The sequence below is a fragment of the Pseudomonas sp. AC169 genome, assembly GCF_979258515.1.
Genome location: NZ_OZ409866.1, coordinates 4477005 through 4502473 on the forward strand (window position 1 = coordinate 4477005; position 25469 = coordinate 4502473).

The window sequence follows — 25469 nt, forward strand, 5'->3', positions numbered from 1 at the left end:
TCAGGCACTTTCGCGCCTGCAAGAAACGTGAAGGCTTCGTTTGACGTTTCGGGGGGCTGACCTGGTTTGCAAGAACTGGATCAGCCCCTTTTTTGTGCCCGCCGATTGGCTCATCGAGCTGGCGCGTTTCCTGCAAGTCCCCGGTAAATCGCCATAAAACGAGCGCTAGCGGTCATCCCGCCGGCGCCCGGACCGGCGAAAGGTTGAGCCAGATGGCCCGCAAAGCTCAAGAAAGCTGCGCGCAGCCGGTGACGAACAAGAGGGGAGACGATGAAGGCAGTAATTTTGGCGGGTGGCCTCGGCACTCGCATCAGTGAAGAGTCGCACCTCAAGCCCAAGCCGATGATCGAGATCGGCGGCAAGCCAATTCTCTGGCACATCATGAAGCAGTATTCCGCCCACGGGATCCATGACTTCGTGATCTGCCTCGGCTACAAGGGTTATGCGATCAAGGACTTCTTCGCCAACTACTTCCTGCACACCTCCGACGTCACCTTCAACATGCGCGAAAACCGTATGGACGTGCACCAGAATTACAGCGAGCCGTGGAGCGTTACCCTGATCGACACCGGCGAAGAAACCATGACCGGTGGCCGTCTGCTGCGTGCCAGCCGCTACCTGAAAGATGAAGAGGCGTTCTGCTTCACCTATGGCGACGGCGTGTCCGACCTGAACATCGGTGATCTGGTGAAATTCCATCAATCTCACGGTCGTCTGGCGACAGTCACTGCCGTTCAACCGCCAGGCCGTTACGGTGCCCTGCAACGCCATGGCGATCAGGTCCTCGGTTTTACTGAAAAGCCTCGTGGTGATGGCGGCTGGATCAACGGTGGTTTCTTCGTGCTGTCACCCAAAATCCTGTCGTACATCGATGGCGATGAAACCACTTGGGAAGCGGAGCCACTGGCGCGTTTGGCCAGCGAAGAGCAGTTGCACGCCTTTGAGCACGACGGCTTCTGGCAGCCCATGGACACCCTGCGCGACAAGAACCATCTCGAAGCCCTGTGGCAGAGCGGGGAGGCCCCATGGAAGCAATGGGCCTGAGTGCGGATTTCTGGCGCGGCAAGCGCGTCCTCGTCACCGGACACACCGGTTTCAAAGGCAGTTGGCTGACCCTGTGGCTGCAAAGCCTCGGTGCGCAAGTCAGCGGTTTTTCCCTCGATCCGTCGACTGAACCGAGCCTGTTCGAGTTGGCGCGCGTGCACGAAGGCATCAACGATCAGCGCGGTGATCTGCGTGATCTTGGCGCTCTGCTGGAAATCATCGCCGACACCGAGCCGGAAATCGTTCTGCACCTGGCCGCTCAGCCGCTGGTGCGCGAAGGCTATCGCGACCCACTCGGCACTTATTCCAGCAACGTCATGGGCACGCTGAACCTGCTCGAGGCGATTCGTCAGGTCGGTTGCGTGCGCGCCTGTGTGCTAGTGACCACCGACAAGGTCTACGCCAACAAGGAATGGCTATGGCCCTACCGCGAAGACGAAGCCCTTGGTGGCCACGATCCGTACAGCAGCAGCAAGGCTTGCTGTGAACTGCTCGCACAGTCTTATGCCGCGTCATTTTTCCCGGCGGACAAGTACGCCGAACACGGCCTGGCTCTGGCCACCGCGCGTGCTGGCAACGTCCTCGGCGGCGGCGATTTTGCCCCTGAGCGACTGATTCCCGACGTACTCAAAGCGTGGACCGCCGACGAGCCGGTGACCCTGCGTTACCCGCAAGCCGTGCGCCCGTGGCAGCACGCGCTGGAGCCGCTGGCCGGTTACCTGCAACTGGCCGCCGGCCTCTACGAACAAGGCCCGGAATACGCCGGGGCGTGGAACTTCGGCCCGGGCGAGGCGGACATGTGCAGCGTCGGCGAAGTGGTCGAATTGCTTGCCAGTCGCTGGCCACAGGCGCGCGGGCTGCGCATCGAAAAAAGTGAATTGCACGAGGCCGGCCTGCTGCGTCTGGACAGCAGTCGCGCGCGGCAAGTGCTTGGCTGGCAGCCACGCTGGACCTTGCAAGCCTGCCTGACCCAGACCCTCGACTGGCACCTGGCGTGGCAGAACGGCGATGACATGCGCAGCGTCACCCTCGGCCAATTGAACCTGTACCGAGGCGCGCTGTGAGTGAGTTTTCTCTGAAAGCGTTGCCGCTGGCCGGACTGTTCAGCGTCCAGCACAAGCGCTTCGAAGATCAGCGCGGGCACTTCGCCCGGCTGTTCTGCGAAGGCAGCCTGAGTGCGTTCGGCAGTGAATTCCATATCCGCCAGATCAACCACTCCTGCACCCGCGAGAAGGGCAGTGTGCGTGGTTTGCATTATCAGAATGCCAACGCCCCTGAAGCCAAACTGATCACCTGCCTGCGCGGTGAAGTGTGGGACGTGGCAGTGGATCTGCGTCCCGACTCGGAAACGTTTCTGCACTGGCACGCCGAGCACCTGAAAGCCGGTGACGGTCGCAGCCTGTTGATTCCGGCCGGGTTCGCCCACGGTTTCCAGACCCTGACCGAAGACGCCGAATTGCTCTACCTGCACAGCGCCGATTACGCGCCGGAGCACGAGGGCGGTCTGTCGGTGAACGATCCACGGCTGGCGATTGCCTGGCCGTTGCCTGTCAATAATTTGTCAGCGCGTGATTCCAGCCATCCCGCGCTCGATCAACACTTCGCTGGAGTGCGTCTATGAACTGCCGTGGGTGCGCCGCACCGCTGAGCCTGCCGCTGATCGACCTCGGCACCTCGCCGCCGTCCAACGCCTACGTCCACGCCGATCGCCTTGAGCAGGCCGAGCAGTGGGTGCCGCTGAAGGTCGCGGTGTGCCAGCAATGCTGGCTGGTGCAGACCGAGGATTACACCAGTGCCGACAGCTTGTTCGACGCCGAGTACGCCTACTTCAGTTCGTTCTCCAGCACCTGGCTGGCCCATGCCGAGCGCTATGTCGCCGACATGGTCGAGCGCTTCGGCCTGAGCGCCGATAGCCGCGTGGTCGAGGTCGCCGCCAACGATGGTTACCTGCTGCAATACGTCGCCGGTCGCGGCATTCCGTGCCTGGGCGTCGAGCCGACGCGCAGCACCGCGCAAGCCGCACGCGAGAAAGGTCTGGAAATCCGCGAACTGTTTTTCGGTCGCAACACTGCTGCGCAATTGAAAAGCGAAGGCTGGGGCGCTGACCTGATGGCGGCCAACAACGTGCTCGCGCATGTGCCGGACATCAATGATTTCCTCGGCGGCTTCGCAACGCTGCTCAAGCCTACCGGCGTGGCCACTTTCGAATTTCCGCAACTGCTGACACTGATAGCCGGCGCGCAGTTCGACACGCTGTATCACGAACACTATTCGTACTTGTCGCTGACCGCCGTGCAGACCCTGTGCGAGCGCAATGGTCTGGAAGTGTTCGACGTCAGCCAACTGGCCACCCATGGCGGTTCGTTGCGCGTATTCGTCCAGCGCAAGGATGGCGAGCGCCGCGCGGTGCAAGCGGCGGTGCAACAACAGTTGCAAGCCGAACTCGATGCCGGGGTGAAAACCGCCGAGTACTACGCGACCCTCGCGCCCGCCGCTGAACGCATCAAGCATGAACTGCTGCGCTTCCTCTTGCAGGCCAAGGCCGACGGCAAACGTGTGGTCGGTTACGGCGCGGCGGCCAAGGGCAATACTTTGCTCAACTACGCCGGGGTCAAACCGGACCTGCTCGCCTGGGTGGCCGATGCCAACCCGCACAAGCAGGGTAAGTTTTTGCCGGGCAGTCGGATTCCGATTGTTGCGCCGGCGCAGATCGACATCGAAAAACCGGATTACGTGCTGGTGCTGCCATGGAACCTGCTGCACGAAGTCAGTCAGCAACTGACGCAAGTGCGTCAGTGGGACGGGCGCTTTGTGATTGCCGTGCCTGAGTTGAAAGTGCTGTGAAGGTTCTGGTCACCGGAGCCACGGGCTTTGTCGGCCGGCATCTGGTTGCCGCATTGCTGGCGCGTGGTTGTGAAATCCGCGCCGTGGCGCGCAACGCGGAAACGGCGCAAGGCATGCCGTGGATCAACGACGTCGAGTTTGTGAGCGCGGATATTCACGCCGCCGATCTCGATGTCGCTGCGTTGGTCGAAGGCATCGATGCGCTGGCGCATCTGGCCTGGCCAGGCTTGCCGAACTATCGGGCGCTGTTCCATTTCGAACACAACCTGATGGCCGATTACCGCTTTATCAAAAGCGCAGTCGAGGCGGGCGTGCAGCAGGTTCTGGTCACCGGCACCTGTTTTGAATACGGCATGCAAAGCGGGCCGCTCAGCGAAAGCACCGAGCCAAAGCCGAGCAATCCTTACGGTCTGGCCAAACACACACTGCACCTGTTCTTGCAGAATCTGCAGCAGGAACAACCGTTCACCTTGCAGTGGGCGCGCCTGTTTTATCTGCATGGCGAAGGGCAAAACCCCAACAGTCTGTTGGCGGCACTGGATCGCGCAATCGATGCCGGTGAGCCCACGTTCAACATGTCGGCCGGCGAGCAATTGCGCGATTTTCTGGCCATTGAACGTGCTGCCGGTTACCTCGCTGCGATCCTGCACAACCACGACTTCAACGGCGTGATCAATTGCGCCAGCGGTCAGCCGGTTTCGGTAAGAGCACTGGTCGAGCAACGCCTGCGCGAGCGCGGCGCTTCGATCAATTTGAATTTGGGGCATTACCCCTATCCGACACATGAACCCCTGGCGTTCTGGGCCGTGGTCGACCGATTACAACAGTTACTCGAGGCGCAACGCATCGACTGATGCGCCTGCAAGCGAATGCCTTTTTGGCAGCGTGATTATCAAATGACTTTTCAGCGAGACCGGACAATGAGCGATAACGTAATCAAAGCCTTCGAGGCGGAGTGCCAGGCCGAAGTGACTGCCCAGGGCCAGGACAAGGATTTGAAGGCGCTGGCCCAGGAGTTCTACAACCAGTCGGCCAAGCATAAATACACCTATCACTTCTCATGGATGGGCCGTCCGATCATTCAATTGCCGCAAGACATGATGGCGATGCAGGAACTGATCTGGCGGATCAAGCCGGATCTGGTGATCGAATGCGGTATCGCCCATGGCGGTTCGATCATTTACTACGCCTCGCTGCTGGAGTTGCAGGGGCACGGCGAAGTGCTGGGCATTGATCGCGATATCCGTGCGCACAATCGCGAGGCCATCGAAAGCCACCCGATGATCAAGCGCATCAGCATGATCGAAGGTTCGAGCCTCGATCCGGCGGTGGTCGAGCAGGTGCGTCAGGCGGCCGCCGGCAAGAAAGTCATCGTCGTACTCGATTCCAATCACACCCACGAGCATGTCCTTGAAGAGTTGCGTTTTTACGCACCACTGGTGTCGCTCGACAGCTATTGCGTGGTCATGGATACGGTGGTCGAAGACATGCCCGCCGATGCCTTCCCGGATCGGCCATGGGGCCCGGGCGACAACCCGAAAACCGCCGTCTGGGCGTACCTCAAAGAGAACGACGATTTCGAGATCGATCAGGCGATGCAAGACAAGCTGCTGATCACCGTTGCGTCGGACGGTTATCTGCGTCGGGTTCGTTAATCAGTTCCATCATCAAAGCGTTTTTCGGGCGGTTTCGCCGGTCGTGGGAGAAGTTATGCAAGGCAAGTCTGTTTCTGAACAAAAGCTGCCATTGAGCGAGTTGCTGACGGTGGTACTGATCACCCACAACCGCCCGGCGTTTCTGCGTCGAGCGCTGCAGTATTACAGCACTCTGCCTTGCAAAGTCCTGGTGCTGGACTCTTCTCCCGAGCGCCCGGAAGGTGATTTTTCGGCGGTCGATTATCAGCACCTGCCGCAATTCGCCTACTGGGGCATGCAGGCCAAACTGACCTACGGCGTTGCGCAGCTGACCACGCCTTATATGGTGTTCGCCGCCGACGACGACTTCATCCTGCACGAGTCGCTGGCTGAATCGGTCAACTTCCTGGAAGCGAACCGCGACTATGGTTTGTGCCACGGCTATTGCCTGATGTACCTGGCGCTGGCAGGCAGCGTCACCTACTACCGCCGCGACAAGAAAATCTGCGAAGACTACGCCTCAGAGCGCGCCGAGGATCGGGTCCTCGATTTCATGCACCAGTACGTGCCGCCGTTCTATGGCGTATGCCGTACCTCGATCATTCAGGACTGGTACGCGGCATTGCCGGCGGGCACCAGTTTCGAATGGCAGGAGATCGGTCACTCCTATTTCCTGCTGGCGAACGCCAAGGCGCGGATCCTGCCGATTCCTTATGTCGTGCGTGAGATCAACGTCGGTTTCTCCGACCACAACACCGAGGTGTATCACGCGCTGTCGTACACCGATTCCAAGTCGGTAGCCGAGCGTGAAGCCTTCGCCGAATTCCTCGCGTCGCTGCCGACAGGGATCAACGATCTCGACCAGGCGCAGCGCAAGGCGTTTGCCCTGGAAAGCTTCGCGGCCATGACCGACAGCCTGGTCACCGGGCGGGCGTTGACGGCCGAGGTGATTTTCGAGTCGACCTGGAACCCCCTGACCAATGCGCCTGTGCGCAAATTCGGGCCACGGCAATACGTCGAGATGCCGTTCTACAACCAGCGCTTTTTTGACTTGCTGACCCAGTTCGAGTTTCTGCTGCACGCGATGCCGGCCGGGCGTATTCAACTGGAAAAGCTCGAAGGCATCTGGACTCGGCAGGAGTACCTGCTGCAGTCGCGCAATAACGATACGGCGGAAAGTGTCCTCGACCGTTTGTGGCAGGCCCATGACACCAACGCGTTCAACCGTCGCGTGGTCAAGCGCCTGGCCGAGCACCTGCAGGTCCTCGGCGAAGAGGATCAAGCGCAGGAAATGGCTGATTGGGAGGCCGGTCTTGAAGCCGTGTCTAACGTCGATCACTACCCGGTCTTCAACAAGATGCGTTCAGGCCGTTTGCTCGAATGGATGGCAGCCCGCAAGCCGGATGCTGAGCAGGTCAGTTTGATTGCTGCGCATCTGGCGGCGAACAATGGCGGACCACAATTCGGCATTTTCCTGCTGGATCTGGACAACGACGTCGACAAGCTGCAGGTCACCCTCGACAGCCTCGTCGAAGGGCACAGCAAAGCCTTCAAGATCGTGGTTTTCACCACGGGCGAGCCGCAGTCTGCGACCACCGCGCAAAATACCCTGCACTTTGTCCGGGTCACGCCGGGCAACTTCATCGACAAACTCAACCTGAGCGCCGCGCAGTCTCCAAGCGACTGGTTGCTGCTGGCCAACGTGGGCGATGAATTTACCGCCGGTGGCCTGTTGCGCGCTGGCCTGGAGTTGATGTCAGCCACGGATCTTCGCGCGGTCGCCACCGATGAAATCCAGCGCACTGAAGACGGTGCGCTGGTGGATGTGTTCCGCCCGGGTTTCAACCTCGATTTGCTGCAAAGCGTTCCATCGCTGATGGCGCGCCACTGGCTGATTCGACGGGACGTTTTCCTTGAAGCGGGCGGTTATCAGGCCGACTTCAGCAAGGCGCTGGAGTTTGACCTGTTGTTGCGCCTGATTGAGCAGGGCGGTCTCGGCGGTCTGGCGCACCTCGACGAGCCGCTGCTGATCACTCAGGCCGCTGCGCTGCAAGAGAATGCCCACGAGCGCCTGGCGTTGCTGCGTCATTTGGGTAATCGCGGCTACAACGCCAAGGTCACTTCGTCGCTGCCAGGCACCTGGCAGGTCGATTATCGTCATACCGAACTGCCAATGGTGTCGATCATTGTGCCGGCCAGTGATGACCTGCCAGCGCTGCGCCGTTGCGTGGAGGGTGTGCTGCTCAGAACCCGCTACAGCCGTTATGAACTGCTGGTGGCGGCTAACCCGAATCAGTCGGCGGCGGTCAACGACTGGCTGGGTCAGTTGCGCAACCCCCGCGTCAATATCTTGCGTGCCGATCAAACGCTCGGTGAAGTGGCGTTGTATAACGCCGCCAGCGAGCAGGCGCGAGGCGAGTATCTGGTGTTGCTGGCCGCTGACAGCGAAGTCGTCAACCCGAACTGGATCGACTCGTTGCTCAACCAGGCCCAACGTCCGGAAGTGGGCATCGTCGGTGCCAAACTGGTCGATCGCGATGGCAAGATCTCCCAGGCTGGTTTGATTCTGGGTCTGAACGATGGTGTGGGTTCGGCGTTCATCGGCGAAAAACACGCGGCCGGGGGCTACATGCAGCGTTTGGCCGTCGAGCAGAATTACTCGGCTGTGTCGAAGGTCTGCCTGATGGTGGGCAAAGAGCTGTTCAATGCTCTCGGCGGTCTGGACGAAGTGACGTTTGCTGACGGGTTCAGCGATGTCGATTTGTGCCTCAAAGCCGGTCAGAACGGTTTGCTCACTGTCTGGACACCTTCGGTGCAGTTGCTGCATACCGGCGAGCTGCCGCAGGCGCCGCAAGCACTGGCGGCACTGCGTGAGAAATGGAGTGATGCCTTCGCGCAGGATCCGGCTTACAACGCCAACCTGGCCCTGACCGGCAAAGGTTTTACCCTGGGCGAAAACCGCTCGATCAATTGGGCACAGTTGCTCGCCTAAGCGTGCCGGACAGGAATCAACCTATGTTCAACGGTAAATCGATTTTCATCTCCGGCGGCACCGGCTCGTTCGGGCGCAAGTTCATCGCCCGTCTGCTGGAGCAATACCAGCCCAAGCGCGTGGTGGTGTTCTCCCGTGATGAACTGAAACAGTACGAAATGCAGCAGACGTTCAACGCACCGTGCATGCGTTATTTCATCGGTGACGTGCGTGACGCTGACCGTCTGCGTCAGGCCATGCGCGGTATCGACTACGTGGTGCATGCCGCCGCGTTGAAACAAGTGCCGGCGGCGGAATACAACCCGACCGAATGCATTCGCACCAACGTCAATGGCGCGGAGAACATCATTGCCGCCGCCATCGATAACGGCGTGAAAAAAGTCGTGGCGTTGTCCACCGACAAGGCGGCCAGCCCGATCAACCTGTACGGCGCGACCAAGTTGCTCTCGGACAAATTGTTCGTCGCCGCCAACAACATTGCCGGCGAGCAGGAAACCCGTTTCGCCGTAGTGCGCTATGGCAACGTGGCCGGTTCCCGGGGTTCGGTGGTGCCGTTCTTCAGCAAGCTGATCGCTGACGGTGCGCAGGAGTTACCGATCACCGATGAGCGCATGACGCGGTTCTGGATCACCCTCGACCACGGCGTGCAATTCGTCCTCGACAGCTTCGCGCGCATGCACGGTGGCGAAGTGTTCGTGCCGAAGATCCCGTCGATCCGCGTTGTCGATCTGGCGCGCGGCATGGCTGAGCATCTGCCGCACAAGAACGTTGGCATTCGTCCCGGCGAGAAGCTGCATGAATTGATGGTGCCGCTGGACGACGCGCGCATGACCCTTGAGTTCGAGGATCACTACACCATCCAGCCGTCGATCCGCTTCACCAGCGTCGATGTCGATTTTGCCATCGACAAGCTTGGCGAGCAGGGGCGTGCCGTGAGCGAAGATTTCGAATATCGCTCCGACACCAATCCGCACTTTCTCTCGGTCGGGCAGATCGCCGACCTGCACGCGAAGCTCTCGGCATGATTCCCTATGGTCGGCAGAGCCTCGATCAGGCAGACATCGATGCCGTCGTCGAGGTGCTGCAATCGGACTGGCTGACCCAAGGGCCGACCATCGAGCGCTTCGAGCAGGCGATGGCCGAACGTTGCCAGGCAGACTTCGCCGTTGCGGTGTGCAACGCCACGGCGGCGCTGCACATTGCTTGTCTGGCTGCTGGTCTGGGGCCGGGCGATCGGTTGTGGACCACGCCGAACACCTTTCTCGCCTCGGCCAACTGCGGGCGCTATTGCGGCGCCGAGGTCGACTTCGTCGACATCGATCCGCTGACCTGGAATCTCGATGCCTTCGCCCTTGAAGCGAAACTCGATCAGGCCGAGCAGGACGGCACCTTGCCGAAAGTGCTGGTGGCGGTGGCGTTTTCCGGGCAGAGCTGCGACATGCGGCGCATTGCTGAACTGGCCGAGCGCTACAACTTCACGGTGATCGAGGATGCCTCGCACGCCGTCGGTGCAAGTTACGCCGGGCGCCCGGTCGGTTGCGGCGAGTTTGCCGCCATGACCGTGTTCAGTTTCCACCCGGTGAAAATCATCACCAGCGCCGAAGGCGGCATGGTGCTGACCAATCGCCCCCAACTGGCCGAGCGCCTGCTGCGTCTGCGCAGCCACGGCATGACCCGTGATCCGCAACAAATGACCGAGCCCAGTCATGGGCCGTGGTACTACCAGCAGACCGAGCTGGGCTTCAATTACCGCATCACTGATTTGCAGGCGGCGTTGGGTTTGTCGCAACTGGGCAAACTCGACGAGTTTATCGCCCGCCGCCGTGAGTTGGCCGCGCGTTATGATCGCCTGCTGACGTATCTGCCGGTGACGTTGCCCAGTCCTCAGCCAGAGGCAGAATCTGCCTGGCATCTTTACGTCATTCGCTTGCAGACCGAGCGCATCGGCCTCAGCCATCGTCAGGTGTTCGAAGGCTTGCGTGCCGCCGGTGTCGGCGTGAATCTGCACTATATTCCCGTGCACTTGCAGCCGTACTATCGCGACCTGGGTTTTGCCGAGGGCGACTTCCCCGAGGCTGAGCGTTACTACACCGAGGCGATCAGTCTGCCGCTGTTTCCCCTGTTGAGCGATGAGCAGCAGGATTACGTGGTCGAGCAATTGCGTCGGCTGGTTCTTGAGGAGTAATCAAGTGTGAGCTGTGTTGCAATCATCCCCGCCCGTGGCGGCAGCAAACGCCTCCCGCGCAAGAATCTTTTGCCGTTCGATGGCGTGCCGATGATTGTCCGTTCAATTCGCACGGCGCTGGATTCAGGCTTGTTCGATCAGGTCGTGGTCAGTACCGACGACGCCGAAATAGCTGACGTGGCGCGAGCCCACGGGGCGCAGGTGCCGTTCCTGCGTCCGGCGGCGCTGGCTGATGATTTCACCGGCACCGCGGCGGTGATTGTGCATGCCTTGCAGCAACTGCCAGCCTTCGATTACGCCTGCTGTGTGTACGCCACGGCGCCTCTGCTGCAGGCGTATTATTTGCGCCAGGGCATCGAGTTGCTGGCGCAGCATCCCGACAAGTCATTTGCGTTTTCCGTGTGCAGTTTCGGTTTTCCGGTGCAGCGTGCGTTGACGCTGGACGAGCGGGGCGCCTTGAAGGCGTTGTATCCGGAATTCCGCAATACCCGCTCGCAGGATCTGCCCGAGGCATTTCAGGATGCCGGTCAGTTTTACTGGGGGCGCAGTGAGGCCTGGTTACGCGGTGAGGTGGTGTATTCGCCAGCCAGTCTGCCGGTGGTTCTGCCCCGGCATCTGGTGCAGGACATCGACACGCCTGAGGACTGGAAACGCGCCGAATACTTGTACGCCGCGCTCAAGGCCGGCGGAGAACTGCAATGAGAGTGCTGATTCGCGCCGACGCCTCGCCGTCTATCGGCAGCGGTCACATTGCCCGTTGCCTGACACTGGCGCGGGTGCTGCGCGCGCAGGGCAGTCATGTCGCGTTCGCTTGCCGGCGGTTGCCAGGGCATCGTCTGGACGCATTGAACGCCGAGGGTTTTGAAACGTTCGCGTTGCCTGAGCGTTACGCCTATGAAGATCCACTGCAAGCCATCGAATCGATGCTGCCGTGGCAGGCCGACATCGACGCGCTGGGTGCGCAGCTTGAAGGTCAGGCCGAGTTTGACTGGATCATCGTCGATCACTACGGCCTCGATCATCACTGGCAAACTGCGGCACGGCGCTGGGCGCATCGCATCGCTGCAGTGGATGATCTGGCGACCCGGCGCTACAGCGTCGATCTTTTGCTCAATCAGAATTTGTCCGGTCTCAGCGAAAACTATGCGCCGTTGTTGCCCGAGGGTTGCCGGACGTTGCTCGGCCCGCGCTTCGCCATGCTGCGCGAAGAATTCGACTGCTCACCGATCGAGATCAAAGCCAAAGCGCGACGTGTGCTGGTGAATTTCGGCGGCTTCGATGCGGCGATGCAAACCCATCACGCGATGCTGGCCCTGGCGGATTTCACCGAACTGCAAGTGGACTTCGTCGCTGGCGCTGACAACCCGGCGTGGGTGCAGATGCAGGCACTGGCCGAAACGCGATCGAACTGGCGCTTGCACAGTTTCGTCAGCGATTTCCATCAGCGCATGACTGAAGCGGATCTGTTTATCGGCGCCGGCGGCGGCACCAGTTGGGAGCGCGCAGCGCTGGGCTTGCCGACGATCTGCATTGCAGTGTCGAACAACCAGCAGAACAACGGTGAAGTGATGGCGGCAGCGGGGGCGCATGTGTTCATGGGCGCCCGCGAGCAGGTCAGTGTCGAGCAACTGCGCGATGCCATCGGTTTTGTCACCGGCAATTATTATCTGCGCCAGAGTCTGGCCGAGCGTTCGCGGCAATTGGTCGACGGTCGCGGCGCCTTGCGAGTGGCCGCTGCGTTATCCGGCGCGGTGCTGACTATCCGGCCCGCCACGCAAGAGGATGCGCAACTGTTGTTCGATGGTCGCAATGCCGAGGCCGTGCGACGCTGGTCGCAGGCCAACGCGGAAATTGACTGGCCGCAGCACCTCAACTGGCTGACCGCCAGTCTGCGCAACCCGCAGCGTTTGCTGTTGATCGCCGAGGCCGATGACGGCCCGGTCGGCGTTCTGCGTTACGACCTGCGCGGATTTGCTGCTGAAGTGTCGATCTATCTGCTTGAGGGCCGTTCCGGCCTGGGCTGGGGCAAGTCGCTGCTGGCGCGGAGCGAAGCGTTCGTCACCCGCCACTGGCCGCAAGTGACGGCGCTGACTGCTCAGGTATCGCCGGACAATCGGCCCTCACTGAATGTATTTCGTGACGCCGGGTTTACCCAAGGGGCCTGTGCGTTCACCCGTGTTTTAAAGGATCACCCCCATGACTAGTTTCAAGATCGGCAACCGCTCGATCGGTGCCGATGCGCCGCCCTTCATCATCGCCGAGATGAGCGGCAACCATAACCAGTCGCTGGATGTGGCCCTGCAAATCGTCGAAGCGGCGGCCAAGGCCGGGGCGCATGCCTTGAAGCTGCAAACCTATACGGCCGAGACCATGACTCTGGACCTGGCTGAAGGCGAATTCTTCATCAAGGACCCCGCCAGTCTGTGGGCGGGCACTTCGCTCTATGACTTGTATGAAAAAGCCCACACGCCTTGGGAATGGCACGCGCCGATTTTCGCTCGGGCCAAAGAATTGGGCATGCTCGCCTTCTCGACACCGTTCGATGACACCGCGGTGGACTTTCTCGAAAGCCTTGATGTGCCGGCCTACAAGATCGCCAGTTTCGAAAACACCGATTTGCCGTTGATTCGCCGCGTGGCCGCCACCGGCAAACCGCTGATCATCTCCACGGGCATGGCCAGCATCGCCGAACTGGATGAAACCGTACGCGCCGCGCGTGAAGCCGGCTGCAAGGATCTGGTGCTGCTCAAATGCACCAGCACCTACCCGGCGACACCGCTCAACAGCAACGTGCGCACGATCCCGCATTTGCGTGAATTGTTCGGTTGCGAGGTGGGGCTGTCGGATCACTCGATGGGCGTTGGTGTGTCGGTCGCGGCGGTGGCTCTGGGGGCAACGGTGGTGGAAAAGCATTTCACCCTCGACCGTTCAGCGGGCGGTGTGGATGCCAGTTTCTCGCTGGAACCGGCGGAAATGGCCAGCCTGGTGCTGGAAACCGAGCGCGCCTGGCAAGCCATGGGCCAAGTGCATTACGGTGTAACCGAGGCCGAGCGCAAGTCGCTGGCCTATCGCCGCTCGCTGTACGTCACCGCCGATATGGCCGCCGGTGACACCTTTAGCGGGGACAACCTGCGCGCCATTCGCCCGGGTCTCGGTCTGCCGCCCAAGCACACCGACGCCGTCCTCGGTCGCCGCGCGCGCACGCCAATCAAGCGTGGCACGCCGCTGGACTGGTCGTTGGTCGAATAAGCCGATCTGCACCGATTCGGCAAAATAGCGTGACCTGCGAGTCATAACGCGCATCTTCACTGTATTGTATTGATCGGGGAGATGGCGCCTGGCTCGTTTTCGATTCCAGTGATAGCCCTTTGCGCTCCCCGTGGCTGCCCGTTGTGGCGGCCGTTTTCTGTTTGTCGGCGCCCCTCGAAATCCTTGCGAGCGGTGGTCTTGGGCTGTTTTTTATTGGGAAGCCGTAATGATTGGCATAAAAAGCATTGCGAGCTACGTTCCTGTAGCCGGCGTGGACAATTACGCACAAGGTGCAAAATTCGAGAAGGATGAAGAATTCATCCTTGGCAAGATCGGCTCGGCATTCCTGCCGCGCAAAGACGCTGAGCAAGAAACTTCCGATCTGTGCGTGGAAGCGGCCAATGCGCTGTTCGCCAGCAACCCTGATCTGAAGCGTGAATCGATTGATGCGTTGATTGTCGTCACCCAGAACGGTGACGAAGAAGGCCTGCCACACACCGCTGCGATCGTGCAGGACAAACTCGGTCTGCCGACCAACGTTGCCGCGTTCGATATTTCCCTGGGCTGTTCCGGTTACGTCTATGGCATCTACGCGATCAAGGGCTTCATGGAAGCCGCCGGCCTGAAGAACGGCCTGCTGATCACCGCTGACCCGTATTCGAAAATCGTTGACCCGGAAGATCGCAACACCACCATGCTGTTCGGCGACGCCGCTACCGCCACGTGGATGGGCGAAGATCCGACCTGGGCGCTGGGCAAGGCCAAGTTCGGCACCGACGGTTCCGGCGCGCCGCACCTGAAAGTCACCGATGGCGTGTTCTTCATGAACGGTCGTCAGGTGTTCAACTTCGCACTGCTTAAAGTCCCTGCACACTTGCATGAACTGCTGGATGATTCCGGTCTGAAGGCCGATGACATCGATGCCTTTTGCATTCACCAGGGCAGTGCGGCGATTGTCGATGCCGTGGCGCGGCGCTTCGAAGGCGAGCCGGAAAAATTCATCAAGGACATGGTCGAGACCGGTAACACCGTGTCGTCGAGCATTCCGTTACTGCTGGAAAAACACGTGATCGATTCCGACTGGCAGCGCATTGCGCTCAGCGGTTTCGGTGTAGGTCTGTCGTGGGGCTCGGCGATCATCTATCGCCCTTGAGTCCGATCAAAAACGACGGATACAAAAATAGCGTTCAAGGTTAACCTTGAACGCTATTTTTTTGCCTGAAACGGAGCGCGAGGCGCCATGAGCGAGTTTTTTCAAGCCAATGCCGAGGTGTTGCAACGGCGCTGGCCGGCGCTGTTCGAGCGACTGATGGCCGAAGACAGTGCGTCCGTAGCGGCTGAACTCGTTGAGGGAATTGGCTCGACGCTGAGCGTCAACGGCATTCAACTCACCAGTCGCCACGATCGCCTCCATGAAGCGCAGACTCAGGCCGCCAGCCTGCCCGACAAGCCGCAGTTGCACGTCTATGGCACCGCCCTCGGGGATTTGCCAGTTGTGCTGCTGGAGCGCGAAGGCCTGCAACGGTTGTACGTGCACATCCTCAACGGCGCGTTGTTCGCGCTAGTGCTGCAACTGCTTGATCAGCGCCAGTGGCTGGAAGATCCATGCGTCGAGGTGTTCTACGCCGGTGACCTCTCGGACATTTGCTCGCCGTTTTTTGCGCTGCCTGCCGAAATGTTGCTGGCCGATGACTTCAACGCGAAGATCCGCGATCGGCTGGTCAACGAAGTTCATCTGAGTTTCAACAATCGTGAATTCGATGCGCAGTCGCCATTCATTCAACAGCGTTTGCAGGAATGTTTGCCGGTGCTGCTCGGCGATGACGATGTGGCGCAACTGTTTGGCACGCGCACCGGGCACGAGATCTACGTGATCGGCACCGGCCCGACCCTTGAAGGGCATTTCGAGCGTTTGGCGGCCATCCGTGCTCGGGCCCAGCGTCCACTGATCATCTGTGTCGACACGGCTTACCGGCCGTTGCTTGAGCACGGGATTGTGCCGGATCTGGTGGTGACCATTGATCAACGCATCAGCTTTCGGCATCTGCCGTTTGAAGCATCCGACGATATCCCGCTGGTCTACTTGCCGATGAGCGATCCCGAGGTATTGCGCGCGTGGAAGGGCAAGCGCTATGGCGGCTACTCGGCCAGTCCGGTGTATGCGCAATTGCGTGAGCAGTATCCGCGCGGGGAACTGCATGTAGGTGGCAGCGTGATTCACCCGGCAGTGGATCTGGCAGTGAAAATGGGCGCGGCCCGCATCACCCTGTTCGGCGCTGACTTCGCCTTCCCGATGAACAAGACTCATGCCGGCTGGAGTGATGGCGATTTGGGGCCCGGGGTGAATCAGGCGCGGCACTGGGTGCGCGACGGCAATGGCCGGCGGGTCAGCACGCAACTGAACTTCCGTGGTTATTTGTGCGTGCTTGAGCGCTTTATCGCTGAGCATCCGCACGTGCAGTTTTTCAACAGCAGCAGGGAGGGCGCACTGATCGCCGGAACGCAATTCAATCAGGAGTTTGTGCAATGACGGCGATGGAAACGTGCGTCGGTGAATGCCGTCAGTGTGCAGGTCTGTTTCGACTGGGGCGTGATGTCGAGGCTGCGTTGATCATGATCGATGTCTTTGAGGGAGCGCAGCAGTTATTGATGTCCGCACCCGCTGATACCCAGCAGCTGTGGGCACAGGTCCTCACGCAGATGCTCGATTGCCAGGAACGCCAGGACTGGCTGGGACTGGCTGACTATATGGAGTACGAACTGGTCGAATTGCTGCACAGCGTCCCGGCCTGAACACGCCGACAGCACTGGCCCGCAGGTTTGCGCAGCAGTCGGTTTTATGGCGTCATTTTTTCGCGGCTGGTGTACTGCTAAGTCTTTGTTTTCGTGGGGGTGGCCGGGTGATGGCAATTTTTTTTCAAAAAGCCCTCAAGCAACCTGCAATCCCGACGATAACTATTACGAAGGTTCTCTAGGCCATACCCGGCGGTTGCCAGGGCCGGAAGCCGCAGTACCCAACCAACGAGGAATTCGTCATGGCTTTAACAGTAAACACCAACACCACATCGTTGAACGTTCAGAAAAACCTGAACCGCGCTTCCGACGCTCTGTCGACTTCGATGCAGCGCCTGTCTTCCGGCCTGAAAATCAACAGCGCTAAAGACGACGCCGCTGGCCTGCAGATCTCCACTCGTATGCAATCGCAAATCCGCGGTGGCAACCAGGCTATCCAGAACGCCAACGACGGTATCTCCGTTGCTCAGACCGCTGAAGGCGCTCTGCAAGCTACTACCGACATCCTGCAGCGTATGCGTGAACTGGCTGTTAAAGCACGTACCGGCACCAACGGCACTGCTGACCAGAAAGCGACCAACAAAGAATTCGCCGACATGTCGGACGAAATCACCCGTATCGCAGCTTCCACCAACCTGAACGGCAAAAACCTGCTGGACGGTTCGGCTGGTACTGTGACTCTGCAAGTTGGCGCAAACACCGGTACTGCTAACCACATCGACCTGGTACTGAGCTCCAAGTTCGACGCCGTCAGCCTGTCCGTGGACAAAGGTACTCTGGCTCTGACCGGTACTGACGCTGCAAACGCCGGTAGCAACATCGACAACGCTATCACTGCAATCGACGCTGCTATCGCTGCAATCGGTGACACCCGTGCCAGCCTCGGTGCTTCGCAAAACCGTCTGACCAGCACCATCGCCAACCTGCAGAACATCGTTGAGAACACCACTGCTGCACAGGGTCGTGTACAAGACACCGACTTCGCCGCAGAAACTGCTAACCTGACCAAGCAGCAAACTCTGCAGCAGGCTTCGACCTCCGTTCTGGCTCAAGCCAACCAACTGCCTTCCGCTGTACTGAAGCTGCTTCAGTAATTTCGGAACAAGTTTGGGCGGGGGAGTGCGCTGGTCGTGCTCTCTCGCCCTTTTACGTTAGGAGGTGATGAGCATGGACATGAGCGTCAAGCTTAACCAGTCTTATCCGGCTCCCAAGCCAGTCACGCCGGTTACTGACAAACCGTCAGAAACGCCGAAAGTTGCCAAGACTGAAGCGCCGGTCGCTGCCAAGAGTCAGGTTACGGACGACGCCAAGTTGAAACTGGCGGTGCAGGAGATCGAGAAGTTTGTCCAATCGATCAAGCGCAATCTGGAGTTCTCGATCGACGAGCATTCCGGGAAGGTCATCGTCAAGGTGATCGCAAGCGAGACGGGTGAAGTCGTTCGACAGATTCCCTCCGCAGAAGCCCTCAAGCTGGCAGACAGCCTCGCCAATGCGAGCCACGTGTTGTTCGACGCCAAAGTCTGATAGCTGGCATGAATAATGTTTGTACGTTCTCAGGACGCGTGTAACGGTCAAAAGAATGGCAACAATCTGAAGGGAGATGCACATGGCAAGTCCAATTCTACCGGGTACCGGACTGGGTTCCGGCCTGGACATCGGTGCGATCGTCACTGCGCTGGTCAACGCCGACAAGGCGCCGAAGCAGACCCAGATCGATACCGCAACCAAAGCCAATACGCTGAAGATTTCCGGCATCGGTTCGTTGAAGAGTGCGCTGACCACCTTCCAGACGGCGATGGCCAATCTGAGCAGCAAGACCAACCCTGCATTTGCCGGTTTCACCGCGACTTCCAGCAATACGAACCTGACCGCTACTTCCGATAGCAGCGCGGTTGCGGGTAATTACAACGTTGTTGTCAGTCAGTTGGCCACGGGCTCGAAAGTCGCCAGCGCCTCTTTCGCCGGCGGTGCCGCCAGTGCCATTCCGAGTGGTACCCTGAAAATCAGTCAGAATGGCACTGATTACAATGTCGACATCCCGGCCGATGCCACGTTGCAGACCACCCGCGACGCCATCAACAAGGCTCAGGGCGCCAACGGCATTTCCGCCAACATCGTGACCGACAGCAGCGGTGCTTCGCGCCTGGTGATCAGTTCGAGCAAGACCGGCGAAGGTTCTGACCTCTCCGTCAGCGGTATTGCCGGTCTGGAAATCGATGGTACCCAGCCGATGGGCGCCAGCCCGGCTGCAGGTGCTTCAGGCGCCGTCAACGGCGTTGCGAAAAACGCCAAACTGACCATCGACGGCCTTGAAGTCACCAGCAAAAGCAACACGGTGAGCGGCGCAATCAGTGGTCTGACCTTGAATCTGACGACTGTCAGCGAAGGTACGCCGGCCAAGCCGACGGTTGTCAGCGTGGACGCCAATACCAAGGGGCTGCAGGCATCGATTCAGTCGTTCGTCGACGCTTACAACACCTTGAAGACCACCATCGATACGCTGTCCAAGGCTACGCCGGATGCCGATGGCAAGCTGACCGTGCAAGCGGCATTCACAGGCGATGCGATGCCGCGCGCACTGATTGCCGATATTCGTGGCGAGTTGACGGCCAAGGGCGCTGGCGGTCCGTTGGCGGTGCTGTCGCAGTTGGGTGTAATGACCGACCGCAATACCGGTAACCTGACGTTCGATACCGCTGCATTCAACAAAACCATGGACCAGCCAGGCATGACTGGTCAGGTTCAGCAATTGTTCACTGGCACCGACGACACCAATGGTCTGTTGGCGCGTATGAGCAAAGCGGTGGACCCGTACCTCAAGCCACCAGCGGATAATAAGTCCGGTACCGGTTTGCTTGATCAGCGTATGGCCATCCTTACCAAAAACACCAAAAGCCTGACCGAGCAGCAGTTGGCGCTGGATTTGCGTGTTTCCAACCTGACCAAGACGTTGACTGCAAAGTACAACGCCATGGACTTGCTGGTAGGGCAGATGAAGGCGACGGCGAGCAACATTACCTCGTTCTTCAGCTCGCTGACCGCTCAGCAGTCCGCGAAGTAACAGGCAGGCACGACAAAAACCCGGCTACGCTTTATCGGCGTGTGCCGGGTTTTTGTCTTTTGATCTAAAGTTCTCTGACTCGTTGGCGATACACTGGATATACGAGTCATTGTGGCAATGAGGTAGAACATGAATCCGATGTTAGCCCTTCGGCAATACCAGAAAGTCGGCGCACATGCCCAGACGTCCGAAGCGAGCCCGCACCGCCTGGTGCAAATGTTGATGGAAGGTGGTCTGGGGCGTATCGCTGAGGCCAAAGGCGCCATTGAGCGCAAGGACATTGCTGCCAAGTGCACGGCTATCAGCAAGGCCGTGGGCATCATTGGTGGCCTGTGTGAAGGTCTCGATCTGGAAAACAGCGCCGATGCGGTAGCTGAACTCAACCAGCTCTACATCTACATGATGAAGCGATTGGCTGAGGCCAACGTCAAGAGTGATCCGAAGATTCTCGACGAAGTTGCCGGTCTCCTGCGCACGGTAAAGGAAGGCTGGGACGGTATTGCTCCACCAGGTCCACAGTTTTAAGGAGAGCGCCATGAGTCTTGTATTGCAGCGAATCGCCGATACCCGAGAAGCGTTGGTCAGTGCCCTGGCCGAGCGCAACTGGGAAGCCATTGGTGAGCTGGATCTGGCTTGCCGTTCCTGCATGGAAGACGTCATGGCTGAGGCTGCGCTGGACGAGGTCGCATTGCGCGACAACCTTGAGGAGTTGCTCCACGTCTACAAGGACCTTCTTGAGGTGGCCATGGGTGAGCGGCAGGCGATAGCCAACGAGATGTCGCAGATCACCCAAGCGCAAAAGGCGGCAAAGGTTTACCATCTGTTTGGTTAATTAACCCCCAGTTAATCCAGACATGTGCGCCATAAATTTGACTGTGCACGGTTTTTTGACTTAACTAGTGGCTGTTTTCAGATTTCAGGCGTCTACAGGCACATGGTGTCCTGCAAGCGTCTCGCTTGCCCCTAATTTCGGGCATTGAGTTGACTAGGGAAGTTGCTATTGCATGTGGCGTGAAACCAAAATTCTGCTGATCGATGACGATAGCGTCCGCCGCCGCGACCTGGCGGTGATTCTAAATTTTCTCGGCGAAGAAAATTTACCCTGCGGCAGCCATGACTGGCAGCAGGCAGTCGGCTCTTTGTCGTCTAGTCGTGAGGTCATTTGCGTACTGATCGGGACGGTTAATGCTCCTGGCGCGCTTTTGGGCTTGCTAAAGACACTCTCGACCTGGGATGAGTTCCTTCCGGTTTTGTTGATGGGCGATAATTCTTCCGTTGACCTGCCTGAAGACCAGCGTCGCCGTGTGCTTTCGACTCTCGAAATGCCGCCCAGCTACAGCAAACTGCTCGACTCCCTGCACCGTGCCCAGGTCTATCGCGAGATGTATGACCAGGCCCGCGAGCGCGGTCGTCATCGCGAGCCCAACCTGTTCCGCAGCCTTGTCGGCACCAGCCGGGCGATCCAGCACGTGCGCCAGATGATGCAGCAAGTCGCCGACACCGACGCCAGTGTGCTGATCCTCGGCGAGTCCGGCACCGGCAAGGAAGTGGTTGCGCGTAACCTGCATTACCATTCCAAGCGTCGCGATGCGCCATTCGTGCCGGTCAACTGCGGGGCGATCCCGGCAGAGCTGCTCGAAAGCGAATTGTTCGGCCATGAAAAGGGCGCCTTCACCGGTGCGATCACCAGCCGTGCCGGCCGTTTCGAATTGGCCAACGGCGGTACGCTGTTTCTCGACGAAATCGGCGACATGCCGCTGCCGATGCAGGTCAAGCTGCTGCGCGTTCTGCAAGAGCGCACTTTCGAGCGCGTGGGCAGCAACAAGACCCAGAGCGTCGACGTGCGCATCATCGCCGCGACCCACAAGAATCTCGAAAGCATGATCGAGATCGGCACCTTCCGCGAAGACCTTTACTATCGCCTGAACGTGTTCCCGATCGAGATGGCGCCGCTGCGTGAGCGCGTCGAAGACATTCCGTTGCTGATGAACGAACTGATCTCGCGCATGGAACATGAGAAGCGCGGTTCGATCCGTTTCAACTCGGCAGCGATCATGTCGCTGTGCCGTCACGGCTGGCCGGGCAACGTCCGCGAGCTGGCCAACCTCGTCGAGCGCATGGCGATCATGCACCCGTACGGGGTGATCGGCGTGGTCGAGTTGCCGAAAAAATTCCGTTACGTCGATGACGAAGACGAGCAAATGGTCGACAGCCTGCGCAGCGATCTCGAAGAGCGCGTGGCGATCAACGGCCATACGCCGGACTTCACCGCCAATGCCATGCTGCCGCCGGAAGGCCTGGATCTGAAGGACTACCTCGGTGGTCTGGAGCAGGGCCTGATTCAACAGGCGCTGGACGATGCCAACGGCATTGTGGCGCGCGCGGCTGAACGTCTGCGTATCCGCCGTACCACGCTGGTCGAGAAGATGCGCAAGTACGGCATGAGCCGGCGCGATGGAGACGAACAGGCGGAGGATTGACGCCTGTTTTTCAACTGCTTAATTTATAAGCAGTTTTTTTTAGGCACGGGTATTGCTACAGCCCTCGCAACGTTCCGTTTAACTGACGGTCAGCCAAGCGAGAAAGCACAATGCCCCAAGCCCAGATGTCTTCTGCCTCCAGTCCCGAGGGGCAGCCGTCCTCCGTAGAGCAGGCAAGCCGACAGGGTCTTGAGCAGGCATTCGAGCTGTTCAGCCAGATGTCCAGCCAACTGACGGACTCCTACAGCATGCTTGAAGCGCGGGTGACCGAGCTCAAGGGTGAGCTGGCGGTGGTCAGTGCCCAGCGCATGCAGGAACTGGCAGAAAAAGAACGCTTGGCCAACCGTCTGCAAAACCTCCTGGATCTGTTGCCCGGTGGCGTCATCGTCATTGACGGTCACGGCATGGTGCGCGAAGCCAACCCGGCCGCCATCGAACTGCTCGGCCTGCCGCTTGAAGGCGAGTTGTGGCGCCATGTGATTGCGCGTTGCTTTGCCCCGCGTGAAGACGACGGTCATGAAATTTCCCTGAAAAATGGTCGACGCCTGTCGATTGCCACCCGCTCACTGGATGCCGAGCCGGGGCAATTGGTGCTGCTCAACGATCTGACAGAAACCCGTCATCTGCAGGACCAACTGGCGCGCCATGAACGTTTGTCCTCGCTGGGGCGCATGGTCGCCTCTCTGGCCCATCAGATCCGCACGCCACTGTCCGCCGCTTTGCTCTACGCCAGTCATTTGACTGAGCAAGAGTTGCCGGTCGCCACTCAGCAGCGTTTCGCCGGGCGTCTGAAGGAACGTTTGCATGAACTCGAGCATCAAGTGCGCGACATGCTGGTGTTCGCTCGCGGTGAATTGCCGCTGACTGATCGCCTGACCCCGAATGCCTTGATGCAGGCGCTGCAAGCGGCGGCGCTGACCCACGTGCAGGATCTGCCCATTCGCTGGCAGTGCGACAGTCATGCCGGCGAGCTGCTGTGCAATCGCGACACACTGGTGGGGGCGCTTTTGAACTTGATCGAAAACGCGATTCAGGCCAGTGCCGGTGATGTGCGTCTGAAAGTGCATTGCTACAGCCGCGACAACAGCCTGCGCCTGAGCATCAGCGACAGCGGCAGCGGCATTGAACCGGCCATTCTGGCGCGGCTCGGCGAGCCATTTTTCACCACCAAAGTCACCGGCACCGGCCTGGGCCTGACCGTGGTCAAGGCTGTGGCCCGGGCGCATCAGGGAGAATTGCGTCTGCGTTCGCGGGTCGGGCGCGGTACGTGCGCGCAGGTCATCCTGCCGCTGTTTTCCGCTGTTCAGGGAGCTGAGTGAAAGACATGGGCATCAAGGTTTTGCTGGTCGAGGATGACCGCTCGTTGCGCGAGGCGCTGGCCGATACATTGCTGTTGGCCGGCCACGATTACCACGCGGTCGGTTGCGCTGAAGATGCGCTGACGGCGGTCGGGCGTGAGGCGTTCAGTCTGGTGGTCAGTGACGTCAACATGCCGGGCATGGACGGTCATCAATTGCTCTCCCTGCTGCGTGCACGCCAACCGCAATTGCCCGTGTTGCTGATGACCGCGCACGGCGCGGTCGAGCGTGCAGTCGATGCGATGCGCCAAGGTGCGGCGGACTATCTGGTCAAGCCTTTTGAGCCGAAGGCCTTGCTCGATCTGGTGGCACGGCATGCGCTGGGCAGCATTGGCGCAAACGAAGGCGAAGGTCCGGTGGCAGTCGAGCCCGCCAGTGCGCAGTTGCTCGAGTTGGCCGCGCGAGTGGCGCGCAGCGATTCCACGGTGCTGATCTCGGGCGAGTCCGGCACCGGTAAAGAAGTGCTGGCGCGCTACATTCACCAGCAATCCCATCGCTCCAGTCAGCCGTTCATTGCGATCAACTGCGCCGCGATCCCGGACAACATGCTCGAAGCAACGCTGTTTGGCCATGAGAAAGGCTCGTTCACCGGCGCCATTGCCGCACAAGCCGGCAAGTTCGAACAGGCTGACGGCGGCACATTGTTGCTCGACGAAATTTCCGAAATGCCTCTCGGCCTGCAAGCCAAACTGCTGCGCGTGTTGCAGGAGCGCGAGGTCGAGCGCGTCGGTGCGCGCAAGCCGATCGCCCTGGATATTCGCGTGGTCGCCACCACCAACCGTGATCTGGCCGGCGAAGTGGCGGCCGGGCGTTTCCGTGAAGACCTTTTTTACCGTCTGTCGGTGTTTCCCCTGGCTTGGCGTCCACTTCGCGAGCGCACTGCCGATATCTTGCCGTTGGCCGAGAGGTTGCTGACCAAACACGTCAATAAAATGAAGCACGCCGCAGCGAAACTCTCGCCTGAAGCGCAAACGTGCCTGACCGCCTACCCATGGCCGGGCAATGTGCGCGAACTGGATAACGCCATTCAACGGGCGCTGATTTTGCAGCAGGGCGGTTTGATTCAGCCGCAGGATTTCTGTCTGGCCGGTCCCGTGACGTACACCGCGATGCCCGTCGCCGCGCCGGTGCCAGCGCTGCTTCGCGAGGTGGAAATCGAAGCGGATTCGGCTGGCGCCCTGGGCGATGACCTGCGCCGCCGGGAGTTTCAGATGATCATCGACACCCTGCGCGCCGAGCGTGGCCGTCGCAAGGAGGCCGCCGAAAAACTCGGTATCAGCCCGCGCACCCTGCGCTACAAACTGGCGCAAATGCGCGATGCCGGGATGGACGTCGAAGGCTATCTGTTCGCCACCTGACGCCTGATGCAACGATTTGAAAATGCTTTTCTGAAGGGGTGCCCGTGAGCTGGCACCCTTGTTGCTAATACCTGTGTACCCGCCGAGTGAGTGTCAAAAAATTGCGGGCCGCCCAAGAGAGTAGACCATGAGCCAAGGTATTGAATTTAATCGGTTGATGATGGACATGAAGGCCATGAAATTGGACGCCATGTCTGCGCCGAAATCGACGACCGCTGTCCCTGAGCTGGGAGGCAGCAGCTTTTCCGACATGCTCGGTCAGGCGATCAACAAAGTCAGCGATACCCAGACCGCGTCGACTCAGTTGGCCAACGCATTCGAAGTGGGCAAAAGCGGTGTCGATCTGACCGATGTGATGATCGCTTCGCAGAAAGCCAGCGTGTCGTTCCAGGCTCTGACCCAGGTGCGCAACAAACTGGTTCAGGCTTATCAAGACATCATGCAGATGCCGGTATAAGGACGAGATTGAGT

At 59.6% G+C, this 25469-nt stretch carries 24 protein-coding genes; all 24 read left to right on the top strand.

Annotation, left to right across the window (positions count from 1 at the left end):
* Window positions 1-270 precede the first annotated feature (270 nt).
* Window positions 271-1044 carry a glucose-1-phosphate cytidylyltransferase gene (gene rfbF / locus ACZZ0G_RS20080; RefSeq protein ID WP_463557278.1) on the top strand — a complete coding sequence of 258 codons (774 nt, stop codon included), beginning with the start codon at window positions 271-273 and terminating at the stop codon, window positions 1042-1044.
* Window positions 1026-2108, top strand: coding sequence for a CDP-glucose 4,6-dehydratase (gene rfbG, locus ACZZ0G_RS20085; protein WP_322846327.1), 1083 nt, complete (start codon window positions 1026-1028; stop codon window positions 2106-2108). Before rfbF ends, rfbG begins: the two co-directional genes overlap by 19 nt.
* Entirely contained in the window at window positions 2105-2665 is a 561-nt protein-coding gene (locus tag ACZZ0G_RS20090) for a dTDP-4-dehydrorhamnose 3,5-epimerase family protein (protein WP_093439614.1), read from the top strand. The genes rfbG and ACZZ0G_RS20090 overlap by 4 nt, the downstream gene beginning before the upstream one ends.
* Window positions 2662-3888: a methyltransferase domain-containing protein gene (locus ACZZ0G_RS20095; RefSeq protein ID WP_463557279.1), complete on the top strand. Its 1227-nt coding sequence runs from the start codon at window positions 2662-2664 to the stop codon at window positions 3886-3888. Before ACZZ0G_RS20090 ends, ACZZ0G_RS20095 begins: the two co-directional genes overlap by 4 nt.
* Window positions 3885-4742: an NAD-dependent epimerase/dehydratase family protein gene (locus tag ACZZ0G_RS20100; RefSeq protein WP_463557280.1), complete on the top strand. Its 858-nt coding sequence runs from the start codon at window positions 3885-3887 to the stop codon at window positions 4740-4742. Before ACZZ0G_RS20095 ends, ACZZ0G_RS20100 begins: the two co-directional genes overlap by 4 nt.
* 66 nt (window positions 4743-4808) lie before the next feature.
* Entirely contained in the window at window positions 4809-5543 is a 735-nt protein-coding gene (locus tag ACZZ0G_RS20105; protein WP_463557281.1) for a cephalosporin hydroxylase family protein, read from the top strand.
* Between the two features lie 55 nt (window positions 5544-5598).
* A complete protein-coding gene (locus ACZZ0G_RS20110; protein ID WP_463557282.1) occupies window positions 5599-8514 on the top strand; it encodes a glycosyltransferase family 2 protein in 2916 nt (971 codons plus the stop codon).
* Window positions 8515-8537: 23 nt separating this feature from the next.
* A complete protein-coding gene (gene pseB / locus ACZZ0G_RS20115; RefSeq protein ID WP_463557283.1) occupies window positions 8538-9539 on the top strand; it encodes a UDP-N-acetylglucosamine 4,6-dehydratase (inverting) in 1002 nt (333 codons plus the stop codon).
* A complete protein-coding gene (gene pseC / locus ACZZ0G_RS20120) occupies window positions 9536-10699 on the top strand; it encodes a UDP-4-amino-4,6-dideoxy-N-acetyl-beta-L-altrosamine transaminase (RefSeq protein ID WP_463557284.1) in 1164 nt (387 codons plus the stop codon). The genes pseB and pseC overlap by 4 nt, the downstream gene beginning before the upstream one ends.
* A gap of 6 nt (window positions 10700-10705) precedes the next feature.
* Entirely contained in the window at window positions 10706-11401 is a 696-nt protein-coding gene (pseF, locus tag ACZZ0G_RS20125; RefSeq protein ID WP_463557285.1) for a pseudaminic acid cytidylyltransferase, read from the top strand.
* The gene (gene pseG / locus ACZZ0G_RS20130; RefSeq protein ID WP_463557286.1) at window positions 11398-12903 is read left to right on the top strand and encodes a UDP-2,4-diacetamido-2,4,6-trideoxy-beta-L-altropyranose hydrolase; all 1506 of its coding nucleotides are present in this window, start codon (window positions 11398-11400) and stop codon (window positions 12901-12903) included. Before pseF ends, pseG begins: the two co-directional genes overlap by 4 nt.
* On the top strand, window positions 12896-13948 hold the full coding sequence (gene pseI, locus ACZZ0G_RS20135; RefSeq protein ID WP_463557287.1) for a pseudaminic acid synthase: 1053 nt from the start codon (window positions 12896-12898) through the stop codon (window positions 13946-13948). Before pseG ends, pseI begins: the two co-directional genes overlap by 8 nt.
* Window positions 13949-14174: 226 nt before the next feature.
* The gene (locus ACZZ0G_RS20140) at window positions 14175-15101 is read left to right on the top strand and encodes a ketoacyl-ACP synthase III (protein WP_007920064.1); all 927 of its coding nucleotides are present in this window, start codon (window positions 14175-14177) and stop codon (window positions 15099-15101) included.
* Window positions 15102-15188: 87 nt separating this feature from the next.
* Window positions 15189-16478: a motility associated factor glycosyltransferase family protein gene (locus tag ACZZ0G_RS20145; RefSeq protein ID WP_463557288.1), complete on the top strand. Its 1290-nt coding sequence runs from the start codon at window positions 15189-15191 to the stop codon at window positions 16476-16478.
* Complete coding sequence (locus tag ACZZ0G_RS20150; RefSeq protein ID WP_463557289.1) at window positions 16475-16741, top strand: hypothetical protein; 267 nt, start codon at window positions 16475-16477, stop codon at window positions 16739-16741. The genes ACZZ0G_RS20145 and ACZZ0G_RS20150 overlap by 4 nt, the downstream gene beginning before the upstream one ends.
* A 242-nt stretch (window positions 16742-16983) precedes the next feature.
* Window positions 16984-17835, top strand: a complete 852-nt coding sequence (locus ACZZ0G_RS20155) for a flagellin domain-containing protein (protein ID WP_463557290.1) — start codon at window positions 16984-16986, stop codon at window positions 17833-17835.
* Between the two features lie 73 nt (window positions 17836-17908).
* Window positions 17909-18265: a flagellar protein FlaG gene (locus tag ACZZ0G_RS20160; RefSeq protein ID WP_463557291.1), complete on the top strand. Its 357-nt coding sequence runs from the start codon at window positions 17909-17911 to the stop codon at window positions 18263-18265.
* 82 nt (window positions 18266-18347) lie between these two features.
* Window positions 18348-19802 (top strand): flagellar filament capping protein FliD, encoded by a 1455-nt coding sequence (fliD, locus tag ACZZ0G_RS20165; RefSeq protein WP_463557292.1) that lies wholly within the window; start codon window positions 18348-18350, stop codon window positions 19800-19802.
* A gap of 129 nt (window positions 19803-19931) precedes the next feature.
* A complete protein-coding gene (gene fliS, locus ACZZ0G_RS20170; protein ID WP_463557293.1) occupies window positions 19932-20327 on the top strand; it encodes a flagellar export chaperone FliS in 396 nt (131 codons plus the stop codon).
* Between the two features lie 10 nt (window positions 20328-20337).
* A complete protein-coding gene (locus ACZZ0G_RS20175) occupies window positions 20338-20634 on the top strand; it encodes a flagellar protein FliT (RefSeq protein WP_250603742.1) in 297 nt (98 codons plus the stop codon).
* A gap of 172 nt (window positions 20635-20806) precedes the next feature.
* Entirely contained in the window at window positions 20807-22282 is a 1476-nt protein-coding gene (locus tag ACZZ0G_RS20180; RefSeq protein WP_007920053.1) for a sigma-54 dependent transcriptional regulator, read from the top strand.
* Window positions 22283-22392: 110 nt separating this feature from the next.
* On the top strand, window positions 22393-23601 hold the full coding sequence (locus tag ACZZ0G_RS20185) for a sensor histidine kinase (RefSeq protein ID WP_463557294.1): 1209 nt from the start codon (window positions 22393-22395) through the stop codon (window positions 23599-23601).
* A gap of 5 nt (window positions 23602-23606) precedes the next feature.
* Entirely contained in the window at window positions 23607-24998 is a 1392-nt protein-coding gene (locus ACZZ0G_RS20190; protein WP_463558870.1) for a sigma-54-dependent transcriptional regulator, read from the top strand.
* A 127-nt stretch (window positions 24999-25125) separates the two neighbouring features.
* Window positions 25126-25455 carry a flagellar hook-basal body complex protein FliE gene (fliE, locus tag ACZZ0G_RS20195; RefSeq protein WP_150708273.1) on the top strand — a complete coding sequence of 110 codons (330 nt, stop codon included), beginning with the start codon at window positions 25126-25128 and terminating at the stop codon, window positions 25453-25455.
* Window positions 25456-25469: the final 14 nt, after the last annotated feature.